This is a genomic window from Candidatus Dactylopiibacterium carminicum, assembly GCF_014736495.1.
Lineage (GTDB): Bacteria > Pseudomonadota > Gammaproteobacteria > Burkholderiales > Rhodocyclaceae > Uliginosibacterium > Uliginosibacterium carminicum.
Window position 1 is genome coordinate 71521 of the sequence record NZ_MDUX01000003.1, and the last position, 25027, is coordinate 96547.

Consider the following 25027-nt stretch of genomic DNA (forward strand, 5'->3'; position numbering starts at 1 on the left):
GCATGGCAGCGCGCGTGTGGCCGATCCCTCCCGACTGGACCAACGGCGTGCAGGAACGCCTGGAGTGGAGCACAGACGTATTGCGCGCCAGTGCAACGGCGCGGAGCCAGCATCGCAGCTTGCGCATCGGCCCGCGCCGCAGCCTTACGTTTGAGGTCTTCGACCAGGCGCAGGCCTTCCGCGCGGCTCGCATGCTGCTGGCCGGTCATAGTGGCCTGTGGCAGTTGCCTGTGTGGTTCGATGTGCAGTGGTTCAGTGCGCCCCTGGCTGCAGCGAGCAGCGAGATCCCGTGCGCTACGGCCGGCTTTGATTTCATTGCCGGCGGCCGTGCGCTGCTCTACACCTCAATGCGCGAGCATGAATTCGTCGAGATCGAGGCCGTGGATGCTGACCGCCTGGTGCTGGCCGCGCCCACGGTGAACGCCTATGGCGCGGGCTCTCGCCTTTATCCGCTGCGCCTGGCGCGTGTGGAGGCTGGCGCGGAGCAGCGCCTGAGCAACGCGCAGCTGGCTCGCTGCTCGCTGACGTTCGACTTCGTGGAGCCCTGCGACTGGCCGGCGCTGGCAAGTGCTACCGAATACCTCGGGCATCCCGTGCTCGAGGTGCGGCCGGACGAATCGAGCGAGATCTCGCAAAGCTGGGAGCGCATGCTCTCGACAGTCGATTACGGCATCGCCGCACCCGTGGTGCACGATCTCTCCGGCGTTGCGCTGCCGGCGCAGCAGAACCGCTTCATCGTGCAGGGCCGCGATGAGCATACCTGGCTGCGCAGCCTGCTCTACACCCTGCGCGGGCGCGGCACGCCGATCTGGCTGCCGAGCTGGGCCGACGATCTGCGCCCGGTGGCCGCGATCACAGGCGCGGCCATGAGCATCGAGTGGTGCGGCTATACCCGGCTGGCGGCGGGCAAGCCGAACCGGCGCGATGTGTGCATCGAGCTTTTCGACGGCACCCGCCACTATCGCCGCATCACGGCAGCCGCCGAGGCCGTGGGCGACAAGGAAACCCTTACGCTTTCGGCCGCCCTGGGCGGCACGATCCAGCCCGAGCACATCCGGCAGGTCTCGATCATGAGCTTGGCCACGCTGGCCAGCGACGCGGCCGAGATCGAGCACACTACCGACCAGGACGGCATCGCCAGCGTGAGCCTGGGCTTCTCTGCGGTGCTGCCCGATGTTTGACGCGCTCCAACGTGCGCGCTTCGGCGGCAAGCCGGTGCGCTTCTTCCTCTTCATCCGGCAGAGCCTCACCTGGCGTTACTGCACGGCTGACCGCGATATCACCCTCGGCGAGCACACCTGGCTGTCTGCCCAGATCAGCCGCAGTGACATCAAGCAGACGCCCGAGCCCGCGAAGGACAAGATCACCATCAAGCTTGCGTACCTGCTGGACCCCGCCGCCGAGAGCTACCCGGCAACGCAGGCGCTGGGCGACAACTGGCAACCCTGGGTGCCGGGTGACGACGTGCGCGTGATCTGCGCCGAGGGGCACTACGGCGCAACGGATTTGCCGGTGGCGCAATGGACGGGCGTGGTCACCGGCGTGAAGTTCGGCGACGTTGAGATGGAGCTGACATGCGAGCCGGCGCCCAATACCTCGAAGGCCATCAACCAGGGCGCGAAGTGGCAGATCAGCTGCTGGAAAACGGTGTATTCCACAGGCTTGCGCGGCTGCAACCTGATCCCCGGCCCCATCGCAGTCGTGGGCACTTTGACGGCGGTGGCCGGCAACAACATCACCGCCGCTGAATTCGTCGCGCAGGCGCGCACCTTCGTGGGCGGCACGGCCGCGTGGTTGGCGGATATGCCGGTGGCGCGCAGCGCCGTCGTAACGGCGGTGGCAGGCTCGACAGCGACGCTCGATGACGTGACCGACATCGAGGTCGGCACCGAACTGACCTGGCTCGATGGCGTCACACCGCGCGTGGCCACGGTGAGTGCGATCGCCGGCAGCGTGCTCACGCTGAGCGACGTGACCGGCCTGACCGTGGATGCCACGGTCGAGTGGGAGGACGTGGAAGAACAGGCCTTCAGCGCGAACATCACGGCACACGCCGGCACCACGCTGACGCTCGATGACGTGACCGGCCTCGCGGTGGCCAGCGTGGTCACGGCGTACACGATCCCGCTGTGGGTCGATGCAGTACTCACTGCTGTGGATGGCCTCACGCTCACTGCCGCCGAGTTCGCCGGCGCGTTGTTCACGCTGGCCGGTGGCTACCTCACGTACACGGCCACCAACGGCCTGTTGATCCGCCGAGGTATCGCCTCGCATGTGCTCGGCAGCGACACGCTGACGCTGACCGCCGGCGGGCCGAACCCCGGCATCGACACTGCCGTGCGCGCGTTGCCGACTTGCCCGCGCACCTGGGCAGCCTGCGCCGCACGCGGCAACACGCTTAATTACGGCGGCGCCATCTACAAGCCGGTGAAAGCACCGGAAGGGTCGAGCATGTCATGGGGCTGATCGCACGCATTCGCCGCCGGCTCAACATCTGGGCCTGGCGCATCCGTTTCTGGTGGCTGGATACCCCGGCCGGCGAGTTGGCACGCCGCTGGCTGGTGGTGCTCGGTTGCCTGGTGGTGCTGGTGCAGATCATCCGCGTGAGCATTGCATCGCTGATGCCCCTGCCGCCGGACCAGCCGGCAAAGTCCTGGATCTGGGTGGTAGTGCAACTGGTGATTGCCCTGGTGGCAGCCTACATGGCGTACGCAAACCAGCCGAAAGTTGAAGACAGCAGCGCGCAGAGCGGCACGGCACCAACCACTGAAGACGGGCAAGACGTGCTGCAGATCTTCGGCACCGTGTGGATCTCGGATCAGTTCGTGCTGGCCTGGAAGATGATGGGCACGGACGCGATCAGGAAGTGAGCCATGAGCCAGGATCTGATTGTCACCACTCGCCACCTGCTCACCATCCCCGGCTACAGCCAGCGCCCGGGCTTTTGCCGCACTGGTGCGCGCCCGTACTTCGCAATGCTGGGCTTGCCCTGGCGCGAGTTCGTGCGCAACGGCCTTCCGGCTGAACAGCTCACGGCCACCGGCGACCCGCTGGCGCTCGCCCTGGTCGAGTGGGCCCGCCGCTGTAACAACGAGGAGGCTCGCTGATGGGCAGCAGCAAGAAACAAACCGTCGGCTACTGGTACCGCCCGATGTTTCATCATGGTTTGTGCGAAGCGCCGATCGATGCGTTCCTGGAATTCCGCTGTGGCGACAAAACCGCCTGGTCTGGCGCCCTTACGCAATCCGGCCGCATCAGCGTGAATGCTCCGGATCTCTTCGGCGGCGAGAGCGATCAGGGCGGCATCGTGGGCGAGCTCGATGTGATGTTCGGCGAGGTCGATCAGCAGCCGAACGATTACTTGCTCTCGGCCCTGGGGGAGCAGGTGCCAGCCTGGCGCGGCCTGGCCACCGTGGTATGGCGTGGCGGGCGCTACGGCGCGATGTCATCGTATCCGGCGGCTGCCAGTTACAAGTTGCGGCGCGCGGTAAAAGGCTGGGCGGATGATACGTGCTGGTATGAGAGCCGTGCCGCAATCGCCATGCGCCTGGGGGCGAAGGTCGCCCTCTATTTCGCCATTGATCTGTCGGGCTCGATGGCCGGTACCCGGCTGACGAACATGAAGACCGCGCTGATCGCCGTGCTGGATCAGTTGGGAGATTCGATTGACGGCACCTCGCTGGACATCATGTTTTCCGGTTTCGGCACGGCGCAGACCATCATGCGCCGCGACTGCACAGCGGATGATATTGCAGACCTGCAAGCCTGGATTTCCGCCCGCACGGCATCCGGGGGTACAAACTTTGCAGTGGGCACCCAGGGGATGCCTGCCTTCTATGCCGGCGTGAGCAGCACCAGCGCCCAGAAGCTGGCTTTTTTCATCACGGACGGTGAGCCGGATGCACCGCAGGAGGCCACTGCGCTGGCCGCTCGCGCCTACGTCGATCAGGTCTCAGGCCTGCTGTGCTACGGCATCAACATCGATCTGACCAACACCACCTACACCGCCATGGTGCACAACGTGGATGACGTGGATGTGGCTGTGGTCTCTGGCGGTGATCCGTCGGCAATGGTCGGCGTCATTCGTGGCGTGCTGTACAGTGGCCTGGCCGCCATGAATCTCGCCCACGTGCTCTACCAGGCCTGCACCGATCCGGGCATGGGCCGCGAGCCCGCCGAGAGCATGGACGATGCATCCTGGCGCACGGCGGCGGACTGGTTTTACGCCAACGGCTTCGGCATCTGCACCTCGCGCTCGCCGGCGCAGGAGAGCCTGGCTACCTTCCGCGAGCGCATCCAGAAGGTGGGTAACTGCAGCGTGCAGCGCAGCGCGATCGACGGCAAGCTGCGGCTGAACATCGCTAACGGCGAGTATGACCTTGAGAGCCTGCCGGTCATCACCGACGATGACATTCTCGAATTCAGCAAGCAGCCGACCACGCTGGTCAGTGCCGTAAACAGCCTGGCGGTGAAGTACTACGATCCGGACCAGAAGCGGAACATCACCACATCCCCGATGCAGGCGCCGGAGTTGATCGACGCCTTCGGCCTGATCCACCAGGTGGTGGAATATCCCGAGATCCCGACGGCGGAGCTGGCCCTGCGTGTGGCCGAGCGGGATCTGCGCGCCAAGATGTCGCCCCTGCAGGCCTTCGATCTCAAGGTGATGCCGGGCGCGGCTTATGCGCTGGAGCCGAATGCCTACGTGCGTCTGCAGAGCCCGAAGCGCCGGATCGCGGACATGGTCTGCATCGTCTCCGGCAAGCAGGAGGGCAACTTGAAGAGCGGCGCTATCGCGTTGCAGCTCACGCAGGACGTCTACAGCCTGCCGCAGACCACGGTGCTCGAGGTCGAGACCGGGGTGGATACCTCGCCGCAGGCGCCGACGGCAATCGTCGATCAACGCGTGTTTGAAGCGCCGTACATCAACGTCTGCGCAACACTCCCGCGCGCTGAATTGTCGGTGCTGCCCGCCGATGTGGGGTACGCGCTGGCCGTGGCGTCGGACCCCACCCGCAACTTCGGTTACGTGATGGCTGTCTCCAGTGGTGGCCCCTCGTTTGCGGAAGTCGATCGCGAGGAATGGTGCCCGACAGCCACGGTTGTGGAGGCTGCGGGCTACATGAATACCGTATTCACCCTGGCGGCCGGCAAGCTGCTCGACAAGGTCACCGTCGGCGCCGCTGTGCTCTGGGATGGCGAGATTGGCCGCGTGGACGCAATCGACGTGGCGGCCGGCACGATAGAGATCGCACGCGCGTGTGCGGACACTGTGCCGCAGGAGCACGCCGCCGGCAGCCGCTTGTGGTTCTGGCAGGTAGCCGCCGCGAGCGATGCCACCGAGTACTCGGATGGAAAAACCATCGACGTGAAGCTGCTGACGAATTCGGGGAGCCAGTTGCTGGCCGAGTCAGCCGCCACGACCCAGTCCCTTACCTTCGATCAGCGCCAGGTGCGACCGTATCCGCCTGCGAACATGCAGGTGAATGGGGAGTACTTCCCGGATGAAGTCGGTTTGAGACCTACCACTGACGATATTTTGATCACCTACACATCACGCAACAGGGTGCTGCAGGCGGACATGCTGGTCGCCTTTACTGACAGCGCCGTCGAACCGGAGGAAGGTACGCTGTACTCGATCCGCCTGCTCGCACGACCAGCGTTGACCGAAATATATGCTGCAGACAACGTGTCTGACTTATCGCACGCGTTTTCGCCAGAATTTGGCGGTGACGTGCGGTTGCAGGTGTGGTCTACGCGTGCTGGTCTGCCCAGCTATCAAAAGCTGACGTGTGACTTCTATCTTGACGCCACGCCCCCTCCGATCGCTCAGGTATTAACTTGGATCACCCAGGGGACATCTCCGGGCGCAGTGATCAGCAATGGCGGCAAAACGTTTACAAGCGGTCCGAATGCACCAGCGAATTGGCACAAGGGGAAAGCCAACGTACAGCACGTTGCCAGTTCGGGAAGCTGGTATTTCGAAGTTACCGTGGATACGGTAAATGCTGGTGCTACAGCAATAGGCATCGCAGTTGCTGGCACCTCCACGACGTCAAGTTCTGGAAGCACAAGCAACGCTGGCGACGGCGGTCGGTACCAGTATTTCGACAGTGGTCAAAAACGCAGCAACGGCACTTATAGCGCATACGCACTGGGGTTCTCCACCGGAGACATCATCGGAGTTTCTATGCAGGTCGTTTCCGGGACCACAAGGGTACATTTTTATAAGAACGGGATAGACCTTGGAGAAGCATTCTCGGTCGCGGGGGCGACGGGCAGCTGGGAGCCGCATATCTGCTCATACTCGAACACTTCATTGAACGTCTGTGCACTCACCTTCGCCGAGACATTGAAGTACCCGCCCGACGGGTTCGCGCCATGGTGACATCCATGTTTCTGCACGCATCGATCTGGCATCTGGTGGCCAACCTGCTGAGCCTGGCGATGTTCGCCCCGCGTGTGGCACGTGCCATTGGCTTGCTGCCTGCGGTGGTGCTGGCCAGCATCGCAGGCGAGTTGGCTAACCACTGCGCAGCGTGGCTGATCGAGCGTCCGGTGATTGGCGCAAGTGCCACAGTGTTCGCGTTGGCTGGCGCCCAGCTGCTGCTGTTCCCACATGATCATGCCGCACGCGCCGGCATCACACTGCTGATCGTCGTGCAGGCAGTTCTCTGGTTCGCCGCCCCGAACAGCTCAGTTGCCTGGTCGGCTCACTTGATCGGCGCGGCTCTTGGCTGGGCCGGCGCCATCTTTATTCACCGAGTCTCTCCTGGGCAGCGTGGCGCGCCACGATGCAAAGTCCGTCAGGAATAAGCCCCGAAATTCACTGAGCCACAGCAACTGGCGGCCAACACCAAAAGGAACTCAGGAACCGCCCGGGCGATCCGGGCTCAGGAGAAACGTGAGAAAGAGGGCGACGCCACCCGGTGCGGGAACACCAGGTAGCGCCACCCGTGTCCGCAAGCGCGCTGCAGATCGTGGCCAAGGCCCTCCCGCCTGTACAGGCAGGGCCAAGGCTATCACCAGATGCAAGGGATTTGCGCGTGATGCAAGTAGTTCGCTGTGCCGGCTGCGGCCGGAAACTCGCCCAGGCGGTCTATTCGGCACTCAACATCAAGTGCCCCCGTTGCGGGGCCATCAATCTTCTGAGGGCCGCGAGCCCCGAACCCGAACGCCATGGAGCGTCTGTCCGAAAGGAAGCGTTACATGGAAGTGCAACAGCAACACCCGAAGCTCTTTAACAACGTGAGGTACGTCGGTGTGCCTGGCGCAGATCTGTATCAAGGAGACTGCCTTGCGGCGATCCCGCAATTGGCCGGCGGATTCGATGCTGTAGTGACCGATCCGCCGTACTCCAGCGGTGGCCAGTCGAAGGGAAGCCGCGCCGCATCCACAGGCGCCAAGTACCTGAACAACTGCAGCTCCGATCTCCCGGACTTCGCTGGCGACAGCAAAGACCAGCGCAGCTATCTGCACTGGTCCGCATTGTGGATGGCGCTGTGTTACGACAAGCTGAACCCAGGCGGGCTGATGATCGTCTTCAGTGACTGGCGACAGTTGCCCGTCACCTCGGACGCACTGCAGGCCGCCGGCTTCACCTGGCGCGGCACAGGTGTCTGGGACAAAGCTGGCAGCGCCAGGCCTTACAGGGGAGGATTCCGGGCACAGACGGAGTTCTTCCTGTGGGGAAGCAAGGGGCCGTTAGCGGGTGTTACATACTCGCCCGGCCTGTTCCGGGTGCAGCAGAAACCCAGCGAGAAGCTGCACCAGGTCGGCAAGCCGCTGGCGCTGATGGATTCTCTGGTGGCCGCTTGCGGCCCCAGCATCCTCGACCCCTTCATGGGCTCCGCAACCACCGGCATGGCAGCACTGCAGGCCGGGAAGAAGTTCACCGGCATCGAGTTGAGTGCCCGTTACTTCGATGTGTCAGTGGAGCGATTGCGTAACCGCTGAGTGTCGGTAGCGACACAAAGCAGAAGACCGGCACTCGCCGGTCTTCGTTGTTTGCCCTACGCAATTTCATTTCGTGTGGCGCAAAAGTACGGCGCGACGATTTATCTCGTTTCAGCGTGCGAATTTATCGCGCGCGGCTTCAATCTAGTTGGGCGGCGGCGGATCCTGGGGGCGAGGAGGTTCCGTCCGGCGTGGTGACCACGGCGATGACCTGCAGTGTTTCGCCTTCTGCCGGGTAGGTAACTGTCGTGGTCCAGCCGTTGCTGAGATCTTCCGCAGTGATCGTGTGCGTCTGTGTGTTGCCCTGACCGTCCGTGATTGTCAGGGTGTCGCCGACGCTGGTTCCTGTGGGGAGGTCGATCTTGACCGTGGCGCTTCCGGTGCTGCCCTGCTCTGCTCGGTTGATGAACCCGTCGGCATTGCTGTCGGTGAGGATCTGTACGGTTGGTGCGGCAAGCGTCGCTTGCTGTGAGGCCGCGTCCGCCTGGGCCGCAGGCCTGTCGTCCTCCGTGGCGGGTGTGACCAGTGCAGTGTCGCCCGAGGCTTGCTGTGCAGAAAACTCGAACCCTTGTGGTGTGGTGTCCTCAACGATGCGCATCAGGCGCACGAAGCCATGAGCACCCTCGGCAGTGCCGGCTTCCGCGGCGACACCCGCCGCCGTGGGTTCCAGGACATTGAAGGGGTCTTGCCCTGCTTCCAGGGCGGCGATGACATTCTGTACTGCTGCGTCGGAGCCTTGTGCGACGGCGGCTTCGTTGCGATCCACGCCGGTGGGGGCCAGCATTTCCGCATCAGCGGTGAATTCCTGACCACCGGAGATATCGACAGCCCGACCGTTGTCCAGCATCACGACGAGTTGTCCTTGGGCATCGATCACGATGCGTTGGCCTTCTTCTATGCGATCTCCGGCCTTGATGGCCTGCAGCTGGCCTTGTTCGTTGCGGATGTAGGCATTGCCGTCGATGCGGATGACGACGGCGGAATGGATCGGGGCGTTGTTTTCCGTGGCCATGGTTTTCAACCTCTTGTCTGCAGTCTCCGTTGGGAGCTTTGACTCTAGGAGGTGAATTCCATATGGATACTGTACCTGGGTACTAGGAAGAGTTAGCAACTGTTACGCGTTGCAGGGCGTGTGATCAATTTCACAAGCGACAGCGCGTTGTCATGCTGCAAACACACCCATTCGGGTATGGATCGGGGTTTCCCCGGGGGCTCAGCGGATGCCGTGGATCTTCAGTGCGAGATGCAGGCGATCGTCCATCTGGATCTTCTCGAAGATGGTGGTCAGATGTGCCTTGACCGTTCGTTCAGTGATGCCCAGAGCCTGGCTGATGGTCAGATTGCTTTCTCCTTCGGCAACCCTGCGGGCGACCTCCTGCTCGCGCGGGGTGAGTTGCTCTGCCCAGCGTGCCGTGTTGACCTGATGTGTGCGGCTACCAACGCCTTTGAGCAGGCGGTTCATGAGGCTACGTCCCACCCAGAGCTCACCGCTGATGACTACATCCAGCACCTGGCGCAGCGTGGCATCGCTGGCAAGGGCATGGCAGTAGCCGGCTGCGCCCAGATCCAGCCAGATCAGCCCTTCGTCATCCGAGGGGTTTTTGCTGGCAACGATGAGGCGGTGGGCAATGCCACGAGCGCGCCAGCTTGCTTGCTGCGAGGCGGGCGGAGTACGTGCCAAGTCTAGATCGATGACGACGAGGCTACGTGCTGGCAGGGTGTCGATATCCCGGCTGTCTGCGCTGCGCATGGCGCGGTTCAAAGGCGACTGATGGCGGAAGCGCTCGAAGGTCGCATCGCTGGTGGTCAGGATCAGGCTGCTTGCATGGCTCATGTTTCAGCGCTCCCGTAGCGCGTTGGCGTGGGCGCGGAGGACGGGTTTCATCAGATAGGCGAGGATGCTTTTCTTGCCGGTCAGGATGTCCACCTCAGCCACCATGCCGGGGATGATGGGTAACTGCTGGTCGCCAATGGTCGGATTCAGGGTGCGGACTTTCACCAGATAGAAGGCGTTGCCCTTCTCGTCGATGATGGAGTCTGCGCTGATGTTTTCCAGCGTGCCTTCCAGCCCGCCATAGATCGAGAAATCGTAAGCGGTGAATTTGACCAGCGCTTTCTGTCCCGGTCGCAGGAAGGCGATGTCGCGCGGGAGGACGCGGGCCTCAAGCAGCAAGGCGTCGTCACTGGGCACGATTTCGACGATGTCCTTCGCGGGCTGTACGACACCGCCCAGCGTGTTGACCTGCAGACGTTTGACCGTGCCATTCACTGGCGAGCGGATCTCGGCCTGCTTGACGCGGTCTTCCAGCGCCACGCTGCCTTCGCTCAGCCGCCCCAGGCGTGAATTGACGTCGGAGAGTTCGTTGCGTGCCTTATTGCGGATCGATAACTCCACCTCCTGGATCTTGCGCTGCGCTTCGCCGATGGCTGCCTGGATGCGGGGGATCTGGGCGGAAGTCATGTCACGTTCGCCCCGGTAGCGGGAGACATCCCGTTCAAGGCGGAGCAGTTCCACGTCCGACACCGCACCGGTGCGGGTGAGCGGGCGGGTTTTCTCCAGTTCCTGCTGTGTCAGATCCAGCCCGTGCTGAGCGGTAGTCTGCCGTGCCATGGTTTCCTTCAGCTCCTGATTCCGCTGTGTCAGTTGTTGTTGTGCGATGCCGATGCTGGCTGCAGCTTCCGCGCGTGCGGATTCGTAGAGCACCCGTTCCTGTTCGGCGATCTCGGGGGCTTCGGTGAGCACCGGTTGCGGCGCCAGGAAGGGTTTGCCGTCGGCAAGCGCCTGCAGCCGCTCCGCCTTGGCGAGCAGCGAGAGGTATTCGGCGCGGTTTTCCTTCAGGTTGGAGACGAAGCGTGTTGGATCGAGGCGCAGCATCAGTTGCCCTTCCCGCACCTGTTGCCCCTCTTTGACAAGGATTTCCGAGACGATGCCGCCATCCAGGCTCTGAAGGATCTGGACCTGACGGGAGGGGATCACCCGGCCTTCGCCCTTGGTGACTTCGTCGAGCTGTGCGAAGGCGGCCCAGACAAGCATGATCAGCAGCCCTTGCGCTGTCAGCCAGACGACCGCACGCGCACCGCGCGCCTTCTGCTCGCGGATGGCCCAATCGGCATCCACGATGAAATCCTCGCTGCTGCCACCACTGGGCGGGTCCAGACGGTCCATTCCCCGATCGAACAGGGCGGTGAGGCGTGCCAGGAGTTTCATCTCAGCCGGCCCTCCCGATGCGGCCCTGTTGCAGGGCGTCGACCACCTGGGCTTTTGGCCCGTCGGCCACGATGCTGCCGTTGTCTATGACGATCAGGCGGTCGACGAGATCCAGCAACGAGGTTCGGTGTGTCACCAGCAGAAGGGTCTTGCTGGCCGCGTAGACCCGCAGGCGCTGCTTGAGCTGCTCCTCGCTCTGGTGGTCCATGTTGCTCGAGGGTTCGTCCAGCAGCAGGATGGGGCCATCGTTAAGTACTGCGCGGGCGATGGCTACGGCCTGGCGTTGGCCGCCGGACAACGATTCACCACGCTCGCCGATCTGCATGTCGAAGCCTTGCGGGTGCATGTTGGCGAATTCGGTCACGCCCGCAAGGTCGGCCGCGGTCAGGATGGCCGCATCGTCGGCCAGTGGCGAGCCCATGGCGATGTTCTGGCGCAGCGTGCCGAAGAAGAGTGTGGGATCCTGCGGCACGAAGCTGATTGCACGCCGCAGCTCGACAGGGTCGATCTGTCGCGAATCGATGCCGTCGATCAACACGGCGCCTTCCGTCGCCTGATACAGCCCGAGGATGAGCTTTTCCAGCGTGGTCTTGCCGGAGCCTACGCGCCCGATGATTCCGATCTTCTCGCCTGCCTTGATGCGCATGGATATCTTGCGTAAGGCGCGCTGGTCGGAGTTTGGATAGTGGAAGCCCACCTCGCGGAACTCGATATCGCCGTGGAATTGCTTGCGATGCAGGAAATCTGCTTCTTCAGGACGCTCCACGGGAAGCTCCATCTGGTTGTCGACCGAGGCCAGCCCGGTGCGGGCGTTCTGGAACTGCATCATCAGGCCGGCCACCTGCCCGAGCGGCGCGATTGCGCGGCCGGAAATGATGCTGGCCGCGATGATGGCGCCCATGGAGATCTGCTTGTCCGCCAGCAGATACACGCCGAGGATGATCGTGAAGACGTTGACGGCCTGTTGCACGCCTTGGGCGAAGTTGAGGGTCGAGGCCGAGAGCAGGCGCGTGCGTGAGGCCACCTGGGAGATGAAGTTTGTCGCCTTTTCCCAGCGCCGCTGGATTTCACCTTCCGCACCCAGTGTCTTGATCGTTTCCAGGCCGACGAGGCTTTCGATCAGTGTGGCATTGCGTTGTGCCGAGGCTCGGTAGGTGGTTTCCGTCAGTTCGTGCATCTTGCCTTGGGTGACCCAGGCGGCCATCAGGATCAGCAGGATGCCCACCAGCGAAGGCAGGATCAGCCAGGGGGAGATCCAGACAAGCACGAGCAGGAAAATCAGTACGAAGGGCAGGTCGACCAGTGCGGTCACCGTGGCCGAGGCAATGAATTCGCGTACGGCTTCGAAGGCTCGCAGGTTGGCGGCGAACGCGCCGACCGAGATGGGGCGGGCTGCAAGGCGTACGCCCAGCACACGTTCCATGATTCGTGCCGAGAGGATCACATCCACGCGTTTGCTGGCCGTGTCGATGATGTAGGCTCGGATGGTACGTAGCAGGAAATCGAAGCCCAGCACCAGCAGCACGCCGATGGAAAGCACCCAGAGGGTTTCGATGGCTTGGTTGGGTACCACGCGGTCGTACACGTTCATCGAGAACATCGGGATGGCCAGCGCGAAGATGTTCACCAGTAGTGCGGCGAACAGCACGTCGCGGTACAGGCGCCAGTTGGCGAAGATCGCGCTCCAGAACCAGTGCTGGCTGCGGATGCGGCGCATGTTGCGGGTGCGCGCATCGAAGATGAATCGCGGCTGCACCATGGCAAACACCCCGGTGTAGTCGGCCGCCAGCGCTTCAGCGGCGATCAGTTCCGAGGATTCCGGCGACTCCGGCAAGCCAATGCGCAATTGCCCGTCGGGCAAGTGCTCTAGCAGCAGGCAGGCACGCTTGTTTTGCAACAGGAGAATCGCGGGCAAAGCCTGCTTCGGGATCTCAGCCAAGGGTTTGCGCAGCAGGCGGGCGGAGAATCCGGCACGGGCTGCCGCGCGCGTCAGCTGGGAGGGCGGCAGAAGGTGTTCTACCCGCGCAAGCCCGGCCCCCAGAGCTTCTGCGGTCCAGATCTTGCCGTGCAGGCGGGTGATCTGGGCCAGGCAATGCAACAAGGGGTCTACGTGTGTGTTGTGTGGATGGACCTGCCAGTTATCCGCCTGGGCGTTAGATGACATCCTTGTCTCCGAGCAGATGGAGGGCATTGCTCAGACCACGCCTGCGATCCTTGCGCGCCAGCAGCTTCGCCTGTGCCTGAGGCGGCAGGTCGGTCAGGCGCAGCAGTCCTTTGCTGATCAGCGCATCGATCAGGTCTTCCATCACGCGGATGAAATCTGCGTCCAGACTGGAAAACTCGTCGGGCGGCAGCCCCAGGAAAGCACGCACTTCCGGTGTGGATGCAGGCAGGAATTCAGTGGCTTCCGGCTCTTCATTGGCGAACATCGCCGTGATGGTGCCGGTGGCGGATCGGCGGACGTAAGGCATGTTGGATGATGTCCGGGCAAGGCAGCCCCACGCGTGAGACGGTTGCAGGCTGCGGGTTACACATCATCGGCAGTGTGGATATGGCTTCGGCCTTTTGCCGTCGGCCTGCCCGGAGGGGAGCCAGCCAACACGTGGCGTGCAGGTGTCATCGTTCTGAAACAAACGGATCTCTGTGGCTTGCGGGATGCGTTGTGCATCGCTGCGAGCAAGCGGCTGGATGGGGCGCAAACCTTGGCTAACGGTGTGTTCTGGGTGGGTTTTTGTGGGGGACAGACTGTTTTTTGAGGCTTTGTGGGCAGTTATGTTTCCGAGAGGGGAATGCCTTGTTAGTACTTAGATCAGACCTGATGTTTGCCGCATAGCCGCTTCAGCCATTCTCGCGGGAGGTTCGATGAAACGGACGTCATTTGCCGGAGAGCCCCGGCGTACGATCTTGAAAGGCCTCGGTTTGCTCGCTGGTGCCTCGGCATTCCCTGCCGTGATGCTGCCGGCTTTTGCTGCAGCGGAGGCCGCGGATGATTTTGTCGTCATTTCCAGGATGCTGACTGGCCGGGAGGCTTTGTCGGCCGAGTTTGCCGCTGCATTGCTGCAGGTGTTTTCCCGTCTGGATGCTGACTTCCCTGCCAAGCTTGCACGTCTGCGTAGCTACGTGACGCAAAAGCAGGTGGATGCGGCCGCACTGGCTGACCAGTTGCAGGCAGATGCCGGGATGGCCGATCTGGCGGGGCTGCCAAAACAGATTCTGAGTGGCTGGTATCTGGGCGTGGTGGGGAGCGGCGCCCGTGCGATCTGCGTGACCTATACCGAAGCCCTGGCGCACAAATGTGTGGCTGATGTATTGCGTCCGCCAAGCTACGCCTATGGCGCCTATGGCACCTGGGCGGCCAAACCGTTCTGAGCTGCCGTGCGCCGGCAGGGTGTTTTCTGCCCGCGACGACAAGCAGATCCGTACGCTCTGACATATCAGCCTTGCAGTGCCCGACAAGGAAGGCCTTCCCTATATGGCAAACCCCGTTTCCACCGATGTGGCCGTCATTGGTTCCGGTGTGGTCGGTGCGCTGGTCGCGCGCAAGCTGGCGCTGGCCGGTCGTGACGTGCTGATGCTTGAGGCTGGGCCACGGATCGCGCGCGGCGAGATCGTCGTGAATTTCCGGCGCTCGCCCCGCAAGGGCGACTTCGTGGCTCCGTATCCGTATGCGGAGCTGGCGCCCTTCCCGATCTATCAGCCGGAAGACAACGGCTACCTGGATCAGCTTGGTCCCTATCCCTACAAGCCCGAATACCTTCGCGTTGTCGGAGGCACGAGCTGGCATTGGGCAGCACAGGCCTGGCGCCTGTTACCCAGTGATTTCCGGCTTCGGACACAGTATGGCGTCGGGCGCGACTGGCCGATCAGTTACGACGATCTGGAACCGTATTACTACGAGGCTGAAGTGCTCTGGGGCGTATCCGGTCCGCAGGCAATGGAGAAGTACTCTCCACGTGCACAGCCTTTTCCGATGCCTGGCGTGGCGCCATCCTATCTTGAGCAGCGGATTGCCGAGCGCCTGGCGCCGCAATTCGAGGTGTTGACCAACACTACCGGGCGCAACAGCCTGCCTTACGGCGGCCGGCCGCAATGTTGCGGCAATAATAATTGCATGCCGATCTGTCCCATCGATGCGCAGTACCACGGAGGGATTGCAGTGGCGGATGCTGAAAAGGCCGGGGTGAAGCTGCTTGCCAAGGCGGTGGTCTACAAGCTTGAACATGATGCCAGGGGTCGGATTACGGCATTGCACTATTTCGATTGGGACAAGGTGTCACACCGGCTCGAAGCCCAGGTCTTCATCCTGGCGGCGAACGCCATCGAGATCCCGAGGATCCTGTTCCTGTCGGCTGACGACAAGTTTCCCAACGGCCTGTGCAACAACAACGATCAGCTCGGGCGCCACCTGATGGATCATCCTTCGAACTCGGCGACCTTCTACGTTGACGAGCCGTTGTGGGCGGGCAGGGGACCGATGAGTCCGGCGTCCATCCAGACCTTGCGTGATGGCCCATGGCGGGATCGGCATGCTGCCTTCCGTATCGACTTTTCGAACTCTTCGCGCGTGGCCTCGATTACGGCAGCCGCCATCGCTGAAGGTCTGACAGGCAAGGCACTGGATGCCGCAATCCGGGATCGTGCCGCGCGCGAGATCAGCATCAAGAACGTGCTCGAGCAGTTACCCGACCCGAACAACCGGGTCACGCTCAGTACTCGCAAGAAAGATGCGCTGGGCCTGCCGACGCCAGCCTTTTCCTATTCTTTCGATGACTATGTCGAGCGTGGCATGCAGGCCTCACTGACTCAGTACGAGCAGATCGCCAGGCTGCTGGGGGCGACCGATATCCGGTACAGCAAGCCCGGTGTGTATGGAAACAACCAGCACATTACTGGCACGTTGGCGATGGGGGCGGATCCGCAGACCAGTGTCACGGATCCGTTTGGCCGAGCCTGGGATTTCGAGAATCTTTACATGGTCTCGACAGGCGTCATGCCTACCGTCGCCACCGCGAACTCGACGCTGACCGCGAGTGCGCTCGGGCTGCGTACGGCGGACGCCATCCTGGGGCGACTCAAGGGTGTGGGTGCATGATGAAAAAAGCCCTTTTCAAATTCATGGTGACAGTGACTGCGCTGCATGTGTCGGCGTTTGGCTCCGCAGCAGAAGGAGAAGCCACCGCCGACCTCGTCGCCCGTGGCCGCTACCTTGCGGTCGCCGGGGATTGCATGGCCTGCCATACCGCACAAGGCGGCCAACCCTTTGTCGGTGGGCTGGCCATCGGCACACCGCTAGGCAATATCTATTCGACCAACATCACGCCCGCGCAGGGCTCGGGTATTGGCGGCTATACGCTCGAGGACTTTCAGCGTGCGTTACGGCAAGGCGTGCGCAAGGATGGCGCCAGGCTTTATCCGGCCATGCCCTACGTCTCGTATGCGACCATCACGGATGAGGATGTGGCGGCGCTGTACGCCTATTTCATGAAAGGAGTCACCCCGGTCGATCAGCGCGGTCCGCAGACCGCGTTGCCCTTCCCGTTCTCGGTCCGGATGTCCATGATGGGCTGGAATCTGCTGTTCGCGCGCCAGAAGACCTTCATTCCGGACCCCGCCAGATCTGCACAATGGAATCGCGGAGCCTACCTAGCGGAGGGGCTGGCGCATTGCTCCACCTGCCACACCCCCCGTAATTTTTTGATGGCAGAAAAGTCTGGCGCGGCACTGGCAGGAGCCTCGCTGGGAACCTGGTTTGCACCCAACATCAGTTCCGACCCGCAGGCGGGGATCGGGCGCTGGAGCCAGCAGGATCTTGTCAGCTATCTCACCACGGGGCATGCCGGCAATGGTTCGCAAGCCGGAGGGCCGATGCTGGAGGCCATCAACCTGAGTTTCAGCAAGATGCACGTCGAAGATATCGAAGCGATGGGGACGTATATCCGCAGTGTGCCGCCGCAGTCTGCGAATGCTGCGCCTGGCCAAGTCCCGCGGCAGCCTCCGGTGCTGACGGATTTTGCACTGGCGGCTGGTACCTCAGAGGAAGGCGCCAAACTCTATGACGCCCACTGTGCCACCTGTCATCAGCCCTCGGGAGAGGGGACCCGACAATTGCCGGCGCTTTATGGCAATGCCGCGCTATCGCGCAGGCCGAATGCCGACAATCTTGTAATGGCGCTTCTTGGCGGACTTGCGCCTCACCAGGGGCAGGTGATGCCGGCTTTTGACGATGTGCTCAATGATGCACAAGTGGCTGCCCTGACAAACTATCTTTTTGCCACCCTGGGAGATGCCGGCGTGAGTACCACGGCAAACCGTGTTGCACAGTTGCGGGAGGGTGGTACGCCTTCCTCGTTGCTGGCCGTGGCAAGGGTAGGTGTCGGGCTATTTGCGGGGCTGGTGCTGCTGGTGACCGTTGCCGTGGTCATGATCTATCGACGCCGGCGTCGCTGAGTGGAGCCCCTGAAGCAGAACGCCGCGGATGGCCTGAGCCATGCGCGGCGTTTTTTCAGGCCGGGATCCGTATCAGGCTCATGAGCCCGATCTGGAGTCCAGCGCAAGGCCCCGGGTACGCCGTGCTTGCCCTTCGGCCGTCCAGCCGAAAGCCGTCAGCGGCAGCGCGGCCAGCACCATGGCCAGTACGGACACCAGCGCTACGTAGTGGGCACCTGCCAGCGGATCCCTCTGCAGCCAAAGTTGGGTGACCACGGGAGTCAGTCCGCCGAAGATCGCATAAGCGATGTTGTAGGAAAAAGAGAGACCGGAATAGCGGATGGCCGGCGGGAAGGCGCGCACGCCGACGATGGCCATGGTCGCGATGGAGCCGACGAAGAACCCCATCAGACCGTAGTTGAACATCAACTGGCCGGCCGTGATGCCACCGGGCAGTGCGGTGTAGAAATGGTAGGAGCTCAGTGCCAGGCCGCCCCAGCAGAACAGCAGGGTCAGGCGCATGCCGATACGGTCGGACAGCCAGCCGAAGAAGCCACAGCCGATCACCAGCATCAGCGTGCCCACGCAGTTGGCTTCCAGCGCGGCCGCAGTGGCGATCTGGTACATCTTCTGCAGCATGGTCGGCGTCATCAGGATCAACACCACCACGGCGGTGGATAGCGACCAGGTGTAGGCACCGGTCAGCAGACAGCCTGCGCGGTGCTCACGCACGACGGTCTTCACCGGCATTTCCTGGGCAATCGCGCGCTTGGCCGCGAGTTCCTTGAAGACGGGAGTCTCGGAGAGGAAACGGCGCAGATATACCGAGATGAAGCCGAACAGCCCACCCAGGATGAAGGGGATGCGCCACGCGTAAGCGGCAATCTCTTCGGCGGAATAGTTGCGGTTGATGAATATCGCGATCAGCGAACCCAGCAGGATGCCGCCGCAGATACCGGCCGTCAGCACACCGACGCTGAAACCGGAGTGACGATGTGGCACATGCTCAGCCACGAACACCCAGGCTCCCGGCATCTCTCCGCCGATGGCCGCGCCTTGCAGCACGCGCATTGCCAGCAGCAGCAGCGGGGCGGCAACGCCGATCACCTCGTAGGTCGGCAGCAGGCCGATGAGCAGCGTGGGGGCCGCCATCAGGAAGATGGAAAGCGTGAACATGCGCTTGCGGCCGAGCTTGTCGCCGTAATGCGCAATGATGATGCCACCCAGCGGGCGAGCCAGGTAACCTGCGGCGAAGATGCCCAAGGTCTGCAACTGGATGACCCAGTCCGGCAGCGTGTTGGGAAAGAACAGGTGGCCCAGCGTGGCCGAGAAAAACACGAAGATGACGAAGTCGTAGAACTCCAGCGTGCCACCCAGGGCGGAAAGGGAAAGCGTCTTGTATTCCTCGCGGCCCAATGTGTGGGACGGCGTAGGCGTCGGATCGAGGGTGCTCATGGTCTGTCTATCTGGCTGGAAAGCGCTTGCTCAGGGCGATGGGCGGAACTCCAGCCGTCGGGAATCTGTGCCGTGATTGCCGGGTGCTGATTTGCTGGACATGCCGCCAAGAAAGGCTGGCAACCCGAGGCGCAGCATTGCGGACAGGCATTGTCGCGCGCGGAAGGTTTTGAGCCGGGATGAGTCGACTGACTTTACTCCTTTCCGCCCGTGCCACGCAATTACTGCGGTGTGGCGGCGTGCTTCGCATGGCAAGCGCCTGGTGGCGCTGCGGCTCATCCGGCCAGAATGCTCATTTCAGGCCCGAGCGGAGCGCCCGATTGATCTTTTCCTGGTCCAGATAGCGCTGAAAGCCGCCAATCGCGGCATTCACCTCCGGGTTGGTCGTCAATTCCTGCATGGCCACCTTGCCCAGATGTTCGAAGGCTAGTTTGATCCCCTGGACACCCTCCGCCTGTGCGACGGCGTTCATTTGTGCGGGACATTGCTCCGCGATCAGGCGGGTGAAAAGCTCCCCCATGGTGCGTTGAGTCGCCTCGATGTCGGCCGCGTTGGATTTGGTGATGGCCGCGATCTCGGGGTGGGCAGACATGGCGACAAAGATCCATCTCGCCAGATCCTTCCTATCCTTACCGGTGGTGTGGTCGGTAAGGCAGTTGCTCAGCGCATCGGTCGCCGGACTGGCCTGGACGCCGATGTTGAAGAGCAGCACGAGGCAAAGTGTGGCCAGACGAGGTATGGACATGATGAAGTCTTTAAATGTTTTGACAGGTAATGATGACTCAAGCCGGCCGCCATGCGAAGCAAGCCTGCGTTGGCGGCATGTTCTGATGCTCAGGCCTGGGGCTTGCCTGCCAGCATCGCGCGCAGGTTGGCGAGTCGCGCGCGGCCTTCGTCCTGGCTGACGGGGACGTCGTCCTTGCTGGCGCGGCGCAGGCCGTCGCCCATTTCGTCTATGAAGCGTGAGGCCTCGATCATGCGGATCTCGCCACCGAAGCGGCGGCGTTCGCAGGCGGTGATGGTGAGGCTGCGCTGGGCGCGGGTGACGCCGACGTACATCAGGCGGCGCTCTTCCTCGATCTTGTCCTCATCGATGCTGGATTGGTGCGGCAGCATGCCTTCTTCCACGCCGATCAGGAACACGTGCGGCCATTCCAGCCCCTTGCTGGCATGCAGGGTGGCAAGCTGCACGGCATCGACCTCTCCGTCGTCACCCTTGTCGAGCATGTTGATCAGCGCCACGGTCTGCACCAATTCGTGCAAGGTTTTCTGATCCTCCTCGCCACGTCGGGCGAGCCATTCGACGAAATCGCGCACGTTGCGCCACTTGGTCTCGGCTTCCTTCACTTCGCAGCTTTCCATCAGCCAGGCCTGGTAGCCGATGGCGCGCAACAGTTCTTCGAGCAAGGCGCCTGCAGGTTCCTTGTAGGCCCGGTGGTCCAGCTGCTTGATGAAGCTGCCGAACTTGCGTACGACCTCCAACTGGCGTGCCGGGACGTGCTCGGCCGCACCCTCCTCGAAGGTGGCGTTGAAGAGGCTGCCATGGCGCCTGCCGGCGTAGTTGCCCAGCGCTTCCAGGGTGGCCGCGCCTACGCCACGCCGCGGCGTGGTGATTGCGCGGATGAAGGCGAGGTCGTCGTCCGGGTTGGCCATCAGGCGCAGATAGGAGAGTAGATCGCGGATTTCGGCGCGATCGAAGAAGCTCTGGCCGCCGGACATCACATAGGGGATGTGATGATTACGCAGCTGTTGCTCGATGATGCGGGCCTGGTGGTTACCGCGGTAGAGGATGGCGTAGTCGCGGAAGTGGGTTTTGAACTCGAACTTGTGCGCGGTGAGTTTCATCGCGACGAGCTCGGCCTCGTGTTCGGGGTCGCGCGCCAGCGTGACCTGGATCGGCTCGCCCAGGCCGTGATCGCTCCACAGTTTCTTTTCGAAGAGCTTCTCGTTGTTGGCGATCAGGGTGTTGGCGGCATTGAGGATGCGGTTGCTGGAGCGGTAGTTCTGCTCCAGCTTGATCACGCGCAGCTTTGGATAGTCGCGCTGAAGCAGGTGCAGGTTTTCGACGTCAGCGCCGCGCCAGGCATAGATGGCCTGATCGTCGTCGCCCACGGCGGTAAATGCGCCACGGTCCCCGGCGAGCTGGCGTAGCAGCTTGTACTGGGCGCGGTTGGTGTCCTGATATTCGTCGACCAGCAGGTAGCGCAGCTTGCCGCGCCAGCGTTCCAGTGCGTCCTCATGGCTGTCGAAAAGCCGCACGGGTAGCGCGATGAGATCGTCGAAGTCCACGCCCTGGTAAGCGCGCAGGGTCTTTTCGTAGGCTGGATAGAGCTTGGCTGCGGCGTGGCTGGTTTCGTCAGTGACCAGTTTCACGGCCTCTTCCGGCGGGATCAGGGCGTTCTTCCAGCCGGAGATGGTCCACTGGATGCCCTTGATGGTGGCCTTGTCGGCATTGCCGGAAAGCTCGGCGAGGATCTGTTGCAGGTCGCTGGTGTCGAGGATTGAGAACTGCGGTTTGAGGCCGACGTGTTGCGCTTCCTGGCGCACGATGCGTACGCCCAGTGCGTGGAAGGTGCACACCGTGAGCTGGCGTGCGGAGCGTTTGTCCAGCAGTTTGGCGACGCGTTCGTGCATCTCGCGCGCGGCCTTGTTGGTGAAGGTGATGGCCGCGATGTTGCGTGCTTCCAGACCGCATTGCTGCACCATGTAGGCGATCTTCTGGGTGATCACGCGTGTCTTGCCGCTGCCCGCGCCGGCAAGCACGAGGCAGGGGCCGTCGAGGTACTTCACGGCGTCGCGCTGGGGCGCGTTGAGCTGGTCGAGCATGGCAGGGATGGCGGCTGGCAGGGCTGCGGCGAAGCCAGGAATTCTACCCGCGCGCCGTCGGCCGGGCCGCGTGCGACAATGCACGGCATGAAAGAATCCTTCCTGCTCTACCGCCGCCTGCTGGCCTATATCAAGCCTTACTGGCGGGTTTCGGCCCTGTCGATCCTCGCCATGGCGGCCGTGGCGGCGGCCACGCCGCTGCTCTCCGCACAGTTCGAGCCGCTGCTTGATGAAAGCCTGATCGCACGCAACGCCGAGGCGATGTGGCGCGTGCCGCTGACCATCCTGCTGATCGCCTGCGGCAAGAGCCTGGCGGAATACATCTCCAGCGTTTCCAGCCAATGGGTGGCGAACAAGGCCATCGAGGATCTGCGCCGCCGGGTGTTCGAGCACCAGATGTTGCTGCCGGTCGCCACACATCAGGCACAGACCTCGGGGCGCATGCTGTCGCGCATCACCTACGACATCCCGCAGGTGGGCGCCGCACTGTCTACCGCCTGGATCGTGGTGATCCAGGACTCCCTCACCGTGATCGCGCTGCTCGCCTTCCTGCTCTACAAGGCCTGGCACCTGACCCTGATCATCTTCGTGATCGGCCCGCTGGTGGCCTGGATCATCCGCAAGGCCAGCAGCGGCATGCGCACCTCCAACCGTGCGCAGCAGCTGCGCATGGGCGAGATGACCAACGCCGTCGAAGAGCAACTGGCCGGCCTGCGCGAAATCAAGATCTTCGGCACACAGACGCACGAAGCTTCGCGTTTCGCACGCATCGCCACCGCCTTGCGTCACGAGACCATGCGCGTGGTGCGCATCTCGTCTGCCAATGTGCCGATGGTGCAAGTGCTGGCTTTCGCTGCTGTGGCCGTAGTGATCTTTGCCGCCTCCAGCCTGGTGGAAAGTGGTCAGCTCACACCGGGGCAGTTCGTGGCCTTCATTGCCACCATGGCGATGATCTTCGAGCCTATCCGCCGGCTCACCAACATCAATGTCACCATCCAGCGCGGGCTGGCCGGTGCGCAAAGCATCTTCGAGCTGCTCGACCTTGCCCCCGAGCAGGATGCCGGCCAGCGGAAGATCGAACGCGTGCGCGGCGAGATCCGCTTCGAGGGACTGCAGTTCGCCTACCCCAACCAGGCCAGTCTTGCCGTAGACGGCTTCTCGCTCACCGTTTCGCCTGGTGAGACGGTGGCTTTCGTCGGCGCCTCGGGCAGCGGCAAGACCACGCTGATTGCGCTGGTGGCGCGTTTCTTCGAGCCGCAGGCGGGGCAGATTCTGATCGATGGCGCACCACTGCAGCAGATGCCGCTCGTCACGCTACGCCAGCAGATCGCGCTGGTAGGGCAGCACGCCGCGTTGTTCGACGACTCCGTGGCGAACAACATCGCCTACGGCCGCCAGGGCGCCAGCATGGACGACATCCGCACTGCCGCTGCCCAGGCGCATGCGTTGGAATTCATCGACAAGCTGCCGCAGGGCTTCGACACCCGCATCGGAGCCAACGGCAACCTGCTCTCCGGCGGGCAGCGCCAGCGCCTGGCGATCGCGCGTGCCTTCCTCAAGGACGCACCCATCTTGCTGCTGGACGAAGCCACCTCCGCACTGGACAACGAATCCGAGCGCGTGGTGCGTGAAGCCCTGGTGGAGCTGCGCCGCAACCGCACGGTGCTGGTGGTGGCGCATCGCCTGACCACCATCCGTGACGCGCACCGCATCGTGGTGATGGAGCGCGGCCGTATCGTCGAGACCGGCAACCACGAACAATTGCTTGCCGCCAACGGGGCCTACGCGCACCTGCTCGCCAGCGGCGAGGACATCGTGGCGGACGAGGCCGCGCCTGGCGTTGGCTAGGCGCCTGTCGGCCGCGCGCCCTTCATGCGGCAGGCGTCCGGGAGCAGGGGGGGCCGGTGGCGGAATGCCGGCGATGCTCCCCTTGCCGCCTCCGGCGGACTACAATCACGCCTCCGGTTTTTCTCCTTCTCCCCTTTGGAGCCCAATGTGAAGCCCACTCTCAAGCCCAAGTGCCCGAATTTCTCTTCCGGTCCCTGCGCCAAGCGCCCCGGCTATTCGCTGGCCAGCCTGCCGTCCGATATCCTCGGCCGTTCGCACCGCAGCAGCCTGGGCAAGGCCCGTCTGGCGAAGTCCATCACCGAGACCAAGCGCATTCTTGGCATTCCGGCCGACTACCATGTCGGCATCCTGCCGGCGTCCGATACCGGTGCGTTCGAACTGGCGATGTGGAATCTGCTGGGCGCCCGCCCGGTGGACATCTTCACCTGGGAATCCTTCGGTGAAGGCTGGGCGACCGACATCGTCAAGCAACTGAAGCTGGCCGACGTGCGCCACATCAAGGGTGGCTATGGCGAACTGCCTGATCTCTCCCAGTGGAATCCGAAGAACGACGTGGTGTTCACCTGGAACGGCACGACTTCCGGCGTGAAGGTGCCCGATGGCGGCTGGATCCCGGCCGACCGCGAAGGCCTGACGCTGTGTGATGCCACCAGCGCGGTGTTCGCCATGGAACTGCCGTGGGAAAAGCTCGACGTTGTCACCTACTCTTGGCAGAAGGTTCTGGGCGGTGAAGCTGCCCACGGCATGCTGGTTCTGTCCCCGCGCGCCGTGCAGCGCCTGAAGGAGTACAAGCCGGCCTGGCCGCTGCCCAAGATCTTCCGCATCGCCAAGGGTGGCGAATTGATGACCGAGATCTTCGAAGGCTCCACCATCAACACCCCCTCGATGATCGCCAACGAGGACTATCTGGATGCGCTGGCCTGGGCGGACTCCATCGGCGGTCTGCAAGGCCTGATCAAGCGCAGCAATGACAACCTCGCCGTATTCGAGCGTTTCGTCGCCAAGACGCTGTGGATCAGCTTCCTCGCCAAGGAAGCGGCCAGCCGCTCCAACACCTCGGTGTGTTTCTCGCTGGATGCCACGCCGGAGCAGGTGAAGGCGCTGACAAAGCTGCTGGACAAGGAAGGTGTCGCCTACGACATTGGTTCCTACAAGGATGCGCCTCCAGGACTGCGCTTCTGGTGCGGCGCCACGGTCGAGGCTTCCGATCTCGAGGCCGTGCTGCCCTGGCTGGAGTGGGCCTACGCGGAAGTGACCAAGGCCGCCTGAGAACCTGTGTTCCCGTCATGAAAACGCCCGGCATCCGCC

General features: G+C 62.9%; 21 protein-coding genes. 13 read left to right on the forward strand and 8 right to left on the reverse strand.

All coding sequences use genetic code 11. The annotated features are described in order from the left end of the window. Positions 1-2 precede the first annotated feature (2 nt). The 8 genes from BGI27_RS01750 to BGI27_RS01785 all read left to right on the forward strand — a co-directional run bounded on the left by BGI27_RS01750 (position 3) and on the right by BGI27_RS01785 (position 7956). The gene (locus tag BGI27_RS01750; protein ID WP_095523195.1) at positions 3-1181 is read left to right on the forward strand and encodes a hypothetical protein; all 1179 of its coding nucleotides are present in this window, start codon (positions 3-5) and stop codon (positions 1179-1181) included. Beyond that, entirely contained in the window at positions 1174-2466 is a 1293-nt protein-coding gene (locus BGI27_RS01755; RefSeq protein WP_095523196.1) for a phage BR0599 family protein, read from the forward strand. The genes BGI27_RS01750 and BGI27_RS01755 overlap by 8 nt, the downstream gene beginning before the upstream one ends. Next, positions 2457-2870, forward strand: a complete 414-nt coding sequence (locus BGI27_RS01760; RefSeq protein WP_095523197.1) for a hypothetical protein — start codon at positions 2457-2459, stop codon at positions 2868-2870. Before BGI27_RS01755 ends, BGI27_RS01760 begins: the two co-directional genes overlap by 10 nt. 3 nt (positions 2871-2873) lie before the next feature. Beyond that, on the forward strand, positions 2874-3107 hold the full coding sequence (locus BGI27_RS01765; RefSeq protein WP_095523198.1) for a hypothetical protein: 234 nt from the start codon (positions 2874-2876) through the stop codon (positions 3105-3107). Beyond that, entirely contained in the window at positions 3107-6388 is a 3282-nt protein-coding gene (locus BGI27_RS01770; protein ID WP_095523199.1) for an SPRY domain-containing protein, read from the forward strand. Before BGI27_RS01765 ends, BGI27_RS01770 begins: the two co-directional genes overlap by 1 nt. Positions 6389-6393: 5 nt before the next feature. Further along, complete coding sequence (locus BGI27_RS01775; RefSeq protein WP_170942886.1) at positions 6394-6816, forward strand: rhomboid family intramembrane serine protease; 423 nt, start codon at positions 6394-6396, stop codon at positions 6814-6816. 233 nt (positions 6817-7049) lie between these two features. Continuing rightward, a complete protein-coding gene (locus tag BGI27_RS18800; protein ID WP_095523201.1) occupies positions 7050-7244 on the forward strand; it encodes a Com family DNA-binding transcriptional regulator in 195 nt (64 codons plus the stop codon). Further along, positions 7210-7956 (forward strand): DNA-methyltransferase, encoded by a 747-nt coding sequence (locus BGI27_RS01785; protein WP_095523202.1) that lies wholly within the window; start codon positions 7210-7212, stop codon positions 7954-7956. The genes BGI27_RS18800 and BGI27_RS01785 overlap by 35 nt, the downstream gene beginning before the upstream one ends. A 139-nt stretch (positions 7957-8095) precedes the next feature. Here BGI27_RS01785 and BGI27_RS01790 read toward each other — a convergent pair whose 3' ends face one another. From BGI27_RS01790 to BGI27_RS01810, 5 genes are all read right to left on the reverse strand, one after another. Further along, a complete protein-coding gene (locus tag BGI27_RS01790; RefSeq protein ID WP_095523203.1) occupies positions 8096-8968 on the reverse strand; it encodes a retention module-containing protein in 873 nt (290 codons plus the stop codon). A gap of 201 nt (positions 8969-9169) precedes the next feature. Beyond that, entirely contained in the window at positions 9170-9790 is a 621-nt protein-coding gene (locus tag BGI27_RS01795) for a response regulator transcription factor (RefSeq protein ID WP_095523204.1), read from the reverse strand. Positions 9791-9793: 3 nt separating this feature from the next. After that, positions 9794-11164, reverse strand: coding sequence for an HlyD family type I secretion periplasmic adaptor subunit (locus tag BGI27_RS01800; RefSeq protein ID WP_095523205.1), 1371 nt, complete (start codon positions 11162-11164; stop codon positions 9794-9796). Between the two features lies 1 nt (position 11165). Then, positions 11166-13328 carry a type I secretion system permease/ATPase gene (locus BGI27_RS01805; RefSeq protein ID WP_095523206.1) on the reverse strand — a complete coding sequence of 721 codons (2163 nt, stop codon included), beginning with the start codon at positions 13326-13328 and terminating at the stop codon, positions 11166-11168. Beyond that, on the reverse strand, positions 13318-13635 hold the full coding sequence (locus BGI27_RS01810; RefSeq protein ID WP_095523207.1) for a hypothetical protein: 318 nt from the start codon (positions 13633-13635) through the stop codon (positions 13318-13320). The genes BGI27_RS01805 and BGI27_RS01810 overlap by 11 nt, the downstream gene beginning before the upstream one ends. A 391-nt stretch (positions 13636-14026) precedes the next feature. Between BGI27_RS01810 and BGI27_RS01815 the strand changes: the two genes are divergently transcribed. The 3 genes from BGI27_RS01815 (at position 14027) to BGI27_RS01825 (ending at position 17611) form a co-directional block, all read left to right on the forward strand. Next, entirely contained in the window at positions 14027-14533 is a 507-nt protein-coding gene (locus BGI27_RS01815) for a sugar dehydrogenase complex small subunit (protein ID WP_095523208.1), read from the forward strand. Positions 14534-14636: 103 nt separating this feature from the next. Beyond that, on the forward strand, positions 14637-16256 hold the full coding sequence (locus tag BGI27_RS01820) for a GMC family oxidoreductase (RefSeq protein WP_095523209.1): 1620 nt from the start codon (positions 14637-14639) through the stop codon (positions 16254-16256). Then, positions 16253-17611 carry a cytochrome c gene (locus BGI27_RS01825; protein ID WP_223871541.1) on the forward strand — a complete coding sequence of 453 codons (1359 nt, stop codon included), beginning with the start codon at positions 16253-16255 and terminating at the stop codon, positions 17609-17611. The genes BGI27_RS01820 and BGI27_RS01825 overlap by 4 nt, the downstream gene beginning before the upstream one ends. Positions 17612-17689: 78 nt before the next feature. On the opposite strand, the gene BGI27_RS01830 is transcribed toward BGI27_RS01825, so the two are convergent. The 3 genes from BGI27_RS01830 to BGI27_RS01840 all read right to left on the reverse strand — a co-directional run bounded on the left by BGI27_RS01830 (position 17690) and on the right by BGI27_RS01840 (position 21871). Continuing rightward, positions 17690-19045, reverse strand: coding sequence for an MFS transporter (locus BGI27_RS01830; RefSeq protein ID WP_095523210.1), 1356 nt, complete (start codon positions 19043-19045; stop codon positions 17690-17692). Between the two features lie 292 nt (positions 19046-19337). After that, positions 19338-19790 (reverse strand): hypothetical protein, encoded by a 453-nt coding sequence (locus tag BGI27_RS01835; RefSeq protein WP_095523211.1) that lies wholly within the window; start codon positions 19788-19790, stop codon positions 19338-19340. An 89-nt stretch (positions 19791-19879) separates the two neighbouring features. Further along, positions 19880-21871 (reverse strand): UvrD-helicase domain-containing protein, encoded by a 1992-nt coding sequence (locus BGI27_RS01840; RefSeq protein ID WP_095523212.1) that lies wholly within the window; start codon positions 21869-21871, stop codon positions 19880-19882. A gap of 87 nt (positions 21872-21958) precedes the next feature. Here BGI27_RS01840 and msbA point away from each other — a divergent pair, with 87 nt between their 5' ends. Further along, positions 21959-23719 carry a lipid A export permease/ATP-binding protein MsbA gene (gene msbA, locus BGI27_RS01845; RefSeq protein WP_095523213.1) on the forward strand — a complete coding sequence of 587 codons (1761 nt, stop codon included), beginning with the start codon at positions 21959-21961 and terminating at the stop codon, positions 23717-23719. A 147-nt stretch (positions 23720-23866) separates the two neighbouring features. Further along, a complete protein-coding gene (locus tag BGI27_RS01850; protein ID WP_095523214.1) occupies positions 23867-24988 on the forward strand; it encodes a phosphoserine transaminase in 1122 nt (373 codons plus the stop codon). Positions 24989-25027 lie beyond the last annotated feature (39 nt).

Coding starts and splice junctions, on each gene's coding strand:
- BGI27_RS01815 (WP_095523208.1), top strand. CDS start 14,027: ATGAAACGGACGTCATTTGCCGGAGAGCCCCGGCGTACGATCTTGAAA.
- BGI27_RS01820 (WP_095523209.1), top strand. CDS start 14,637: ATGGCAAACCCCGTTTCCACCGATGTGGCCGTCATTGGTTCCGGTGTG.
- BGI27_RS01770 (WP_095523199.1), top strand. CDS start 3,107: ATGGGCAGCAGCAAGAAACAAACCGTCGGCTACTGGTACCGCCCGATG.
- BGI27_RS01790 (WP_095523203.1), bottom strand. CDS start 8,968: ATGGCCACGGAAAACAACGCCCCGATCCATTCCGCCGTCGTCATCCGC.
- BGI27_RS01750 (WP_095523195.1), top strand. CDS start 3: ATGGCAGCGCGCGTGTGGCCGATCCCTCCCGACTGGACCAACGGCGTG.
- BGI27_RS01795 (WP_095523204.1), bottom strand. CDS start 9,790: ATGAGCCATGCAAGCAGCCTGATCCTGACCACCAGCGATGCGACCTTC.
- BGI27_RS01830 (WP_095523210.1), bottom strand. CDS start 19,045: ATGAGCACCCTCGATCCGACGCCTACGCCGTCCCACACATTGGGCCGC.
- BGI27_RS01775 (WP_170942886.1), top strand. CDS start 6,394: ATGTTTCTGCACGCATCGATCTGGCATCTGGTGGCCAACCTGCTGAGC.
- BGI27_RS01825 (WP_223871541.1), top strand. CDS start 16,253: ATGATGAAAAAAGCCCTTTTCAAATTCATGGTGACAGTGACTGCGCTG.
- BGI27_RS01840 (WP_095523212.1), bottom strand. CDS start 21,871: ATGCTCGACCAGCTCAACGCGCCCCAGCGCGACGCCGTGAAGTACCTC.
- msbA (WP_095523213.1), top strand. CDS start 21,959: ATGAAAGAATCCTTCCTGCTCTACCGCCGCCTGCTGGCCTATATCAAG.
- BGI27_RS18800 (WP_095523201.1), top strand. CDS start 7,050: ATGCAAGTAGTTCGCTGTGCCGGCTGCGGCCGGAAACTCGCCCAGGCG.
- BGI27_RS01800 (WP_095523205.1), bottom strand. CDS start 11,164: ATGAAACTCCTGGCACGCCTCACCGCCCTGTTCGATCGGGGAATGGAC.
- BGI27_RS01755 (WP_095523196.1), top strand. CDS start 1,174: ATGTTTGACGCGCTCCAACGTGCGCGCTTCGGCGGCAAGCCGGTGCGC.
- BGI27_RS01835 (WP_095523211.1), bottom strand. CDS start 19,790: ATGTCCATACCTCGTCTGGCCACACTTTGCCTCGTGCTGCTCTTCAAC.
- BGI27_RS01785 (WP_095523202.1), top strand. CDS start 7,210: ATGGAAGTGCAACAGCAACACCCGAAGCTCTTTAACAACGTGAGGTAC.
- BGI27_RS01760 (WP_095523197.1), top strand. CDS start 2,457: ATGGGGCTGATCGCACGCATTCGCCGCCGGCTCAACATCTGGGCCTGG.
- BGI27_RS01805 (WP_095523206.1), bottom strand. CDS start 13,328: ATGTCATCTAACGCCCAGGCGGATAACTGGCAGGTCCATCCACACAAC.
- BGI27_RS01765 (WP_095523198.1), top strand. CDS start 2,874: ATGAGCCAGGATCTGATTGTCACCACTCGCCACCTGCTCACCATCCCC.
- BGI27_RS01810 (WP_095523207.1), bottom strand. CDS start 13,635: ATGCCTTACGTCCGCCGATCCGCCACCGGCACCATCACGGCGATGTTC.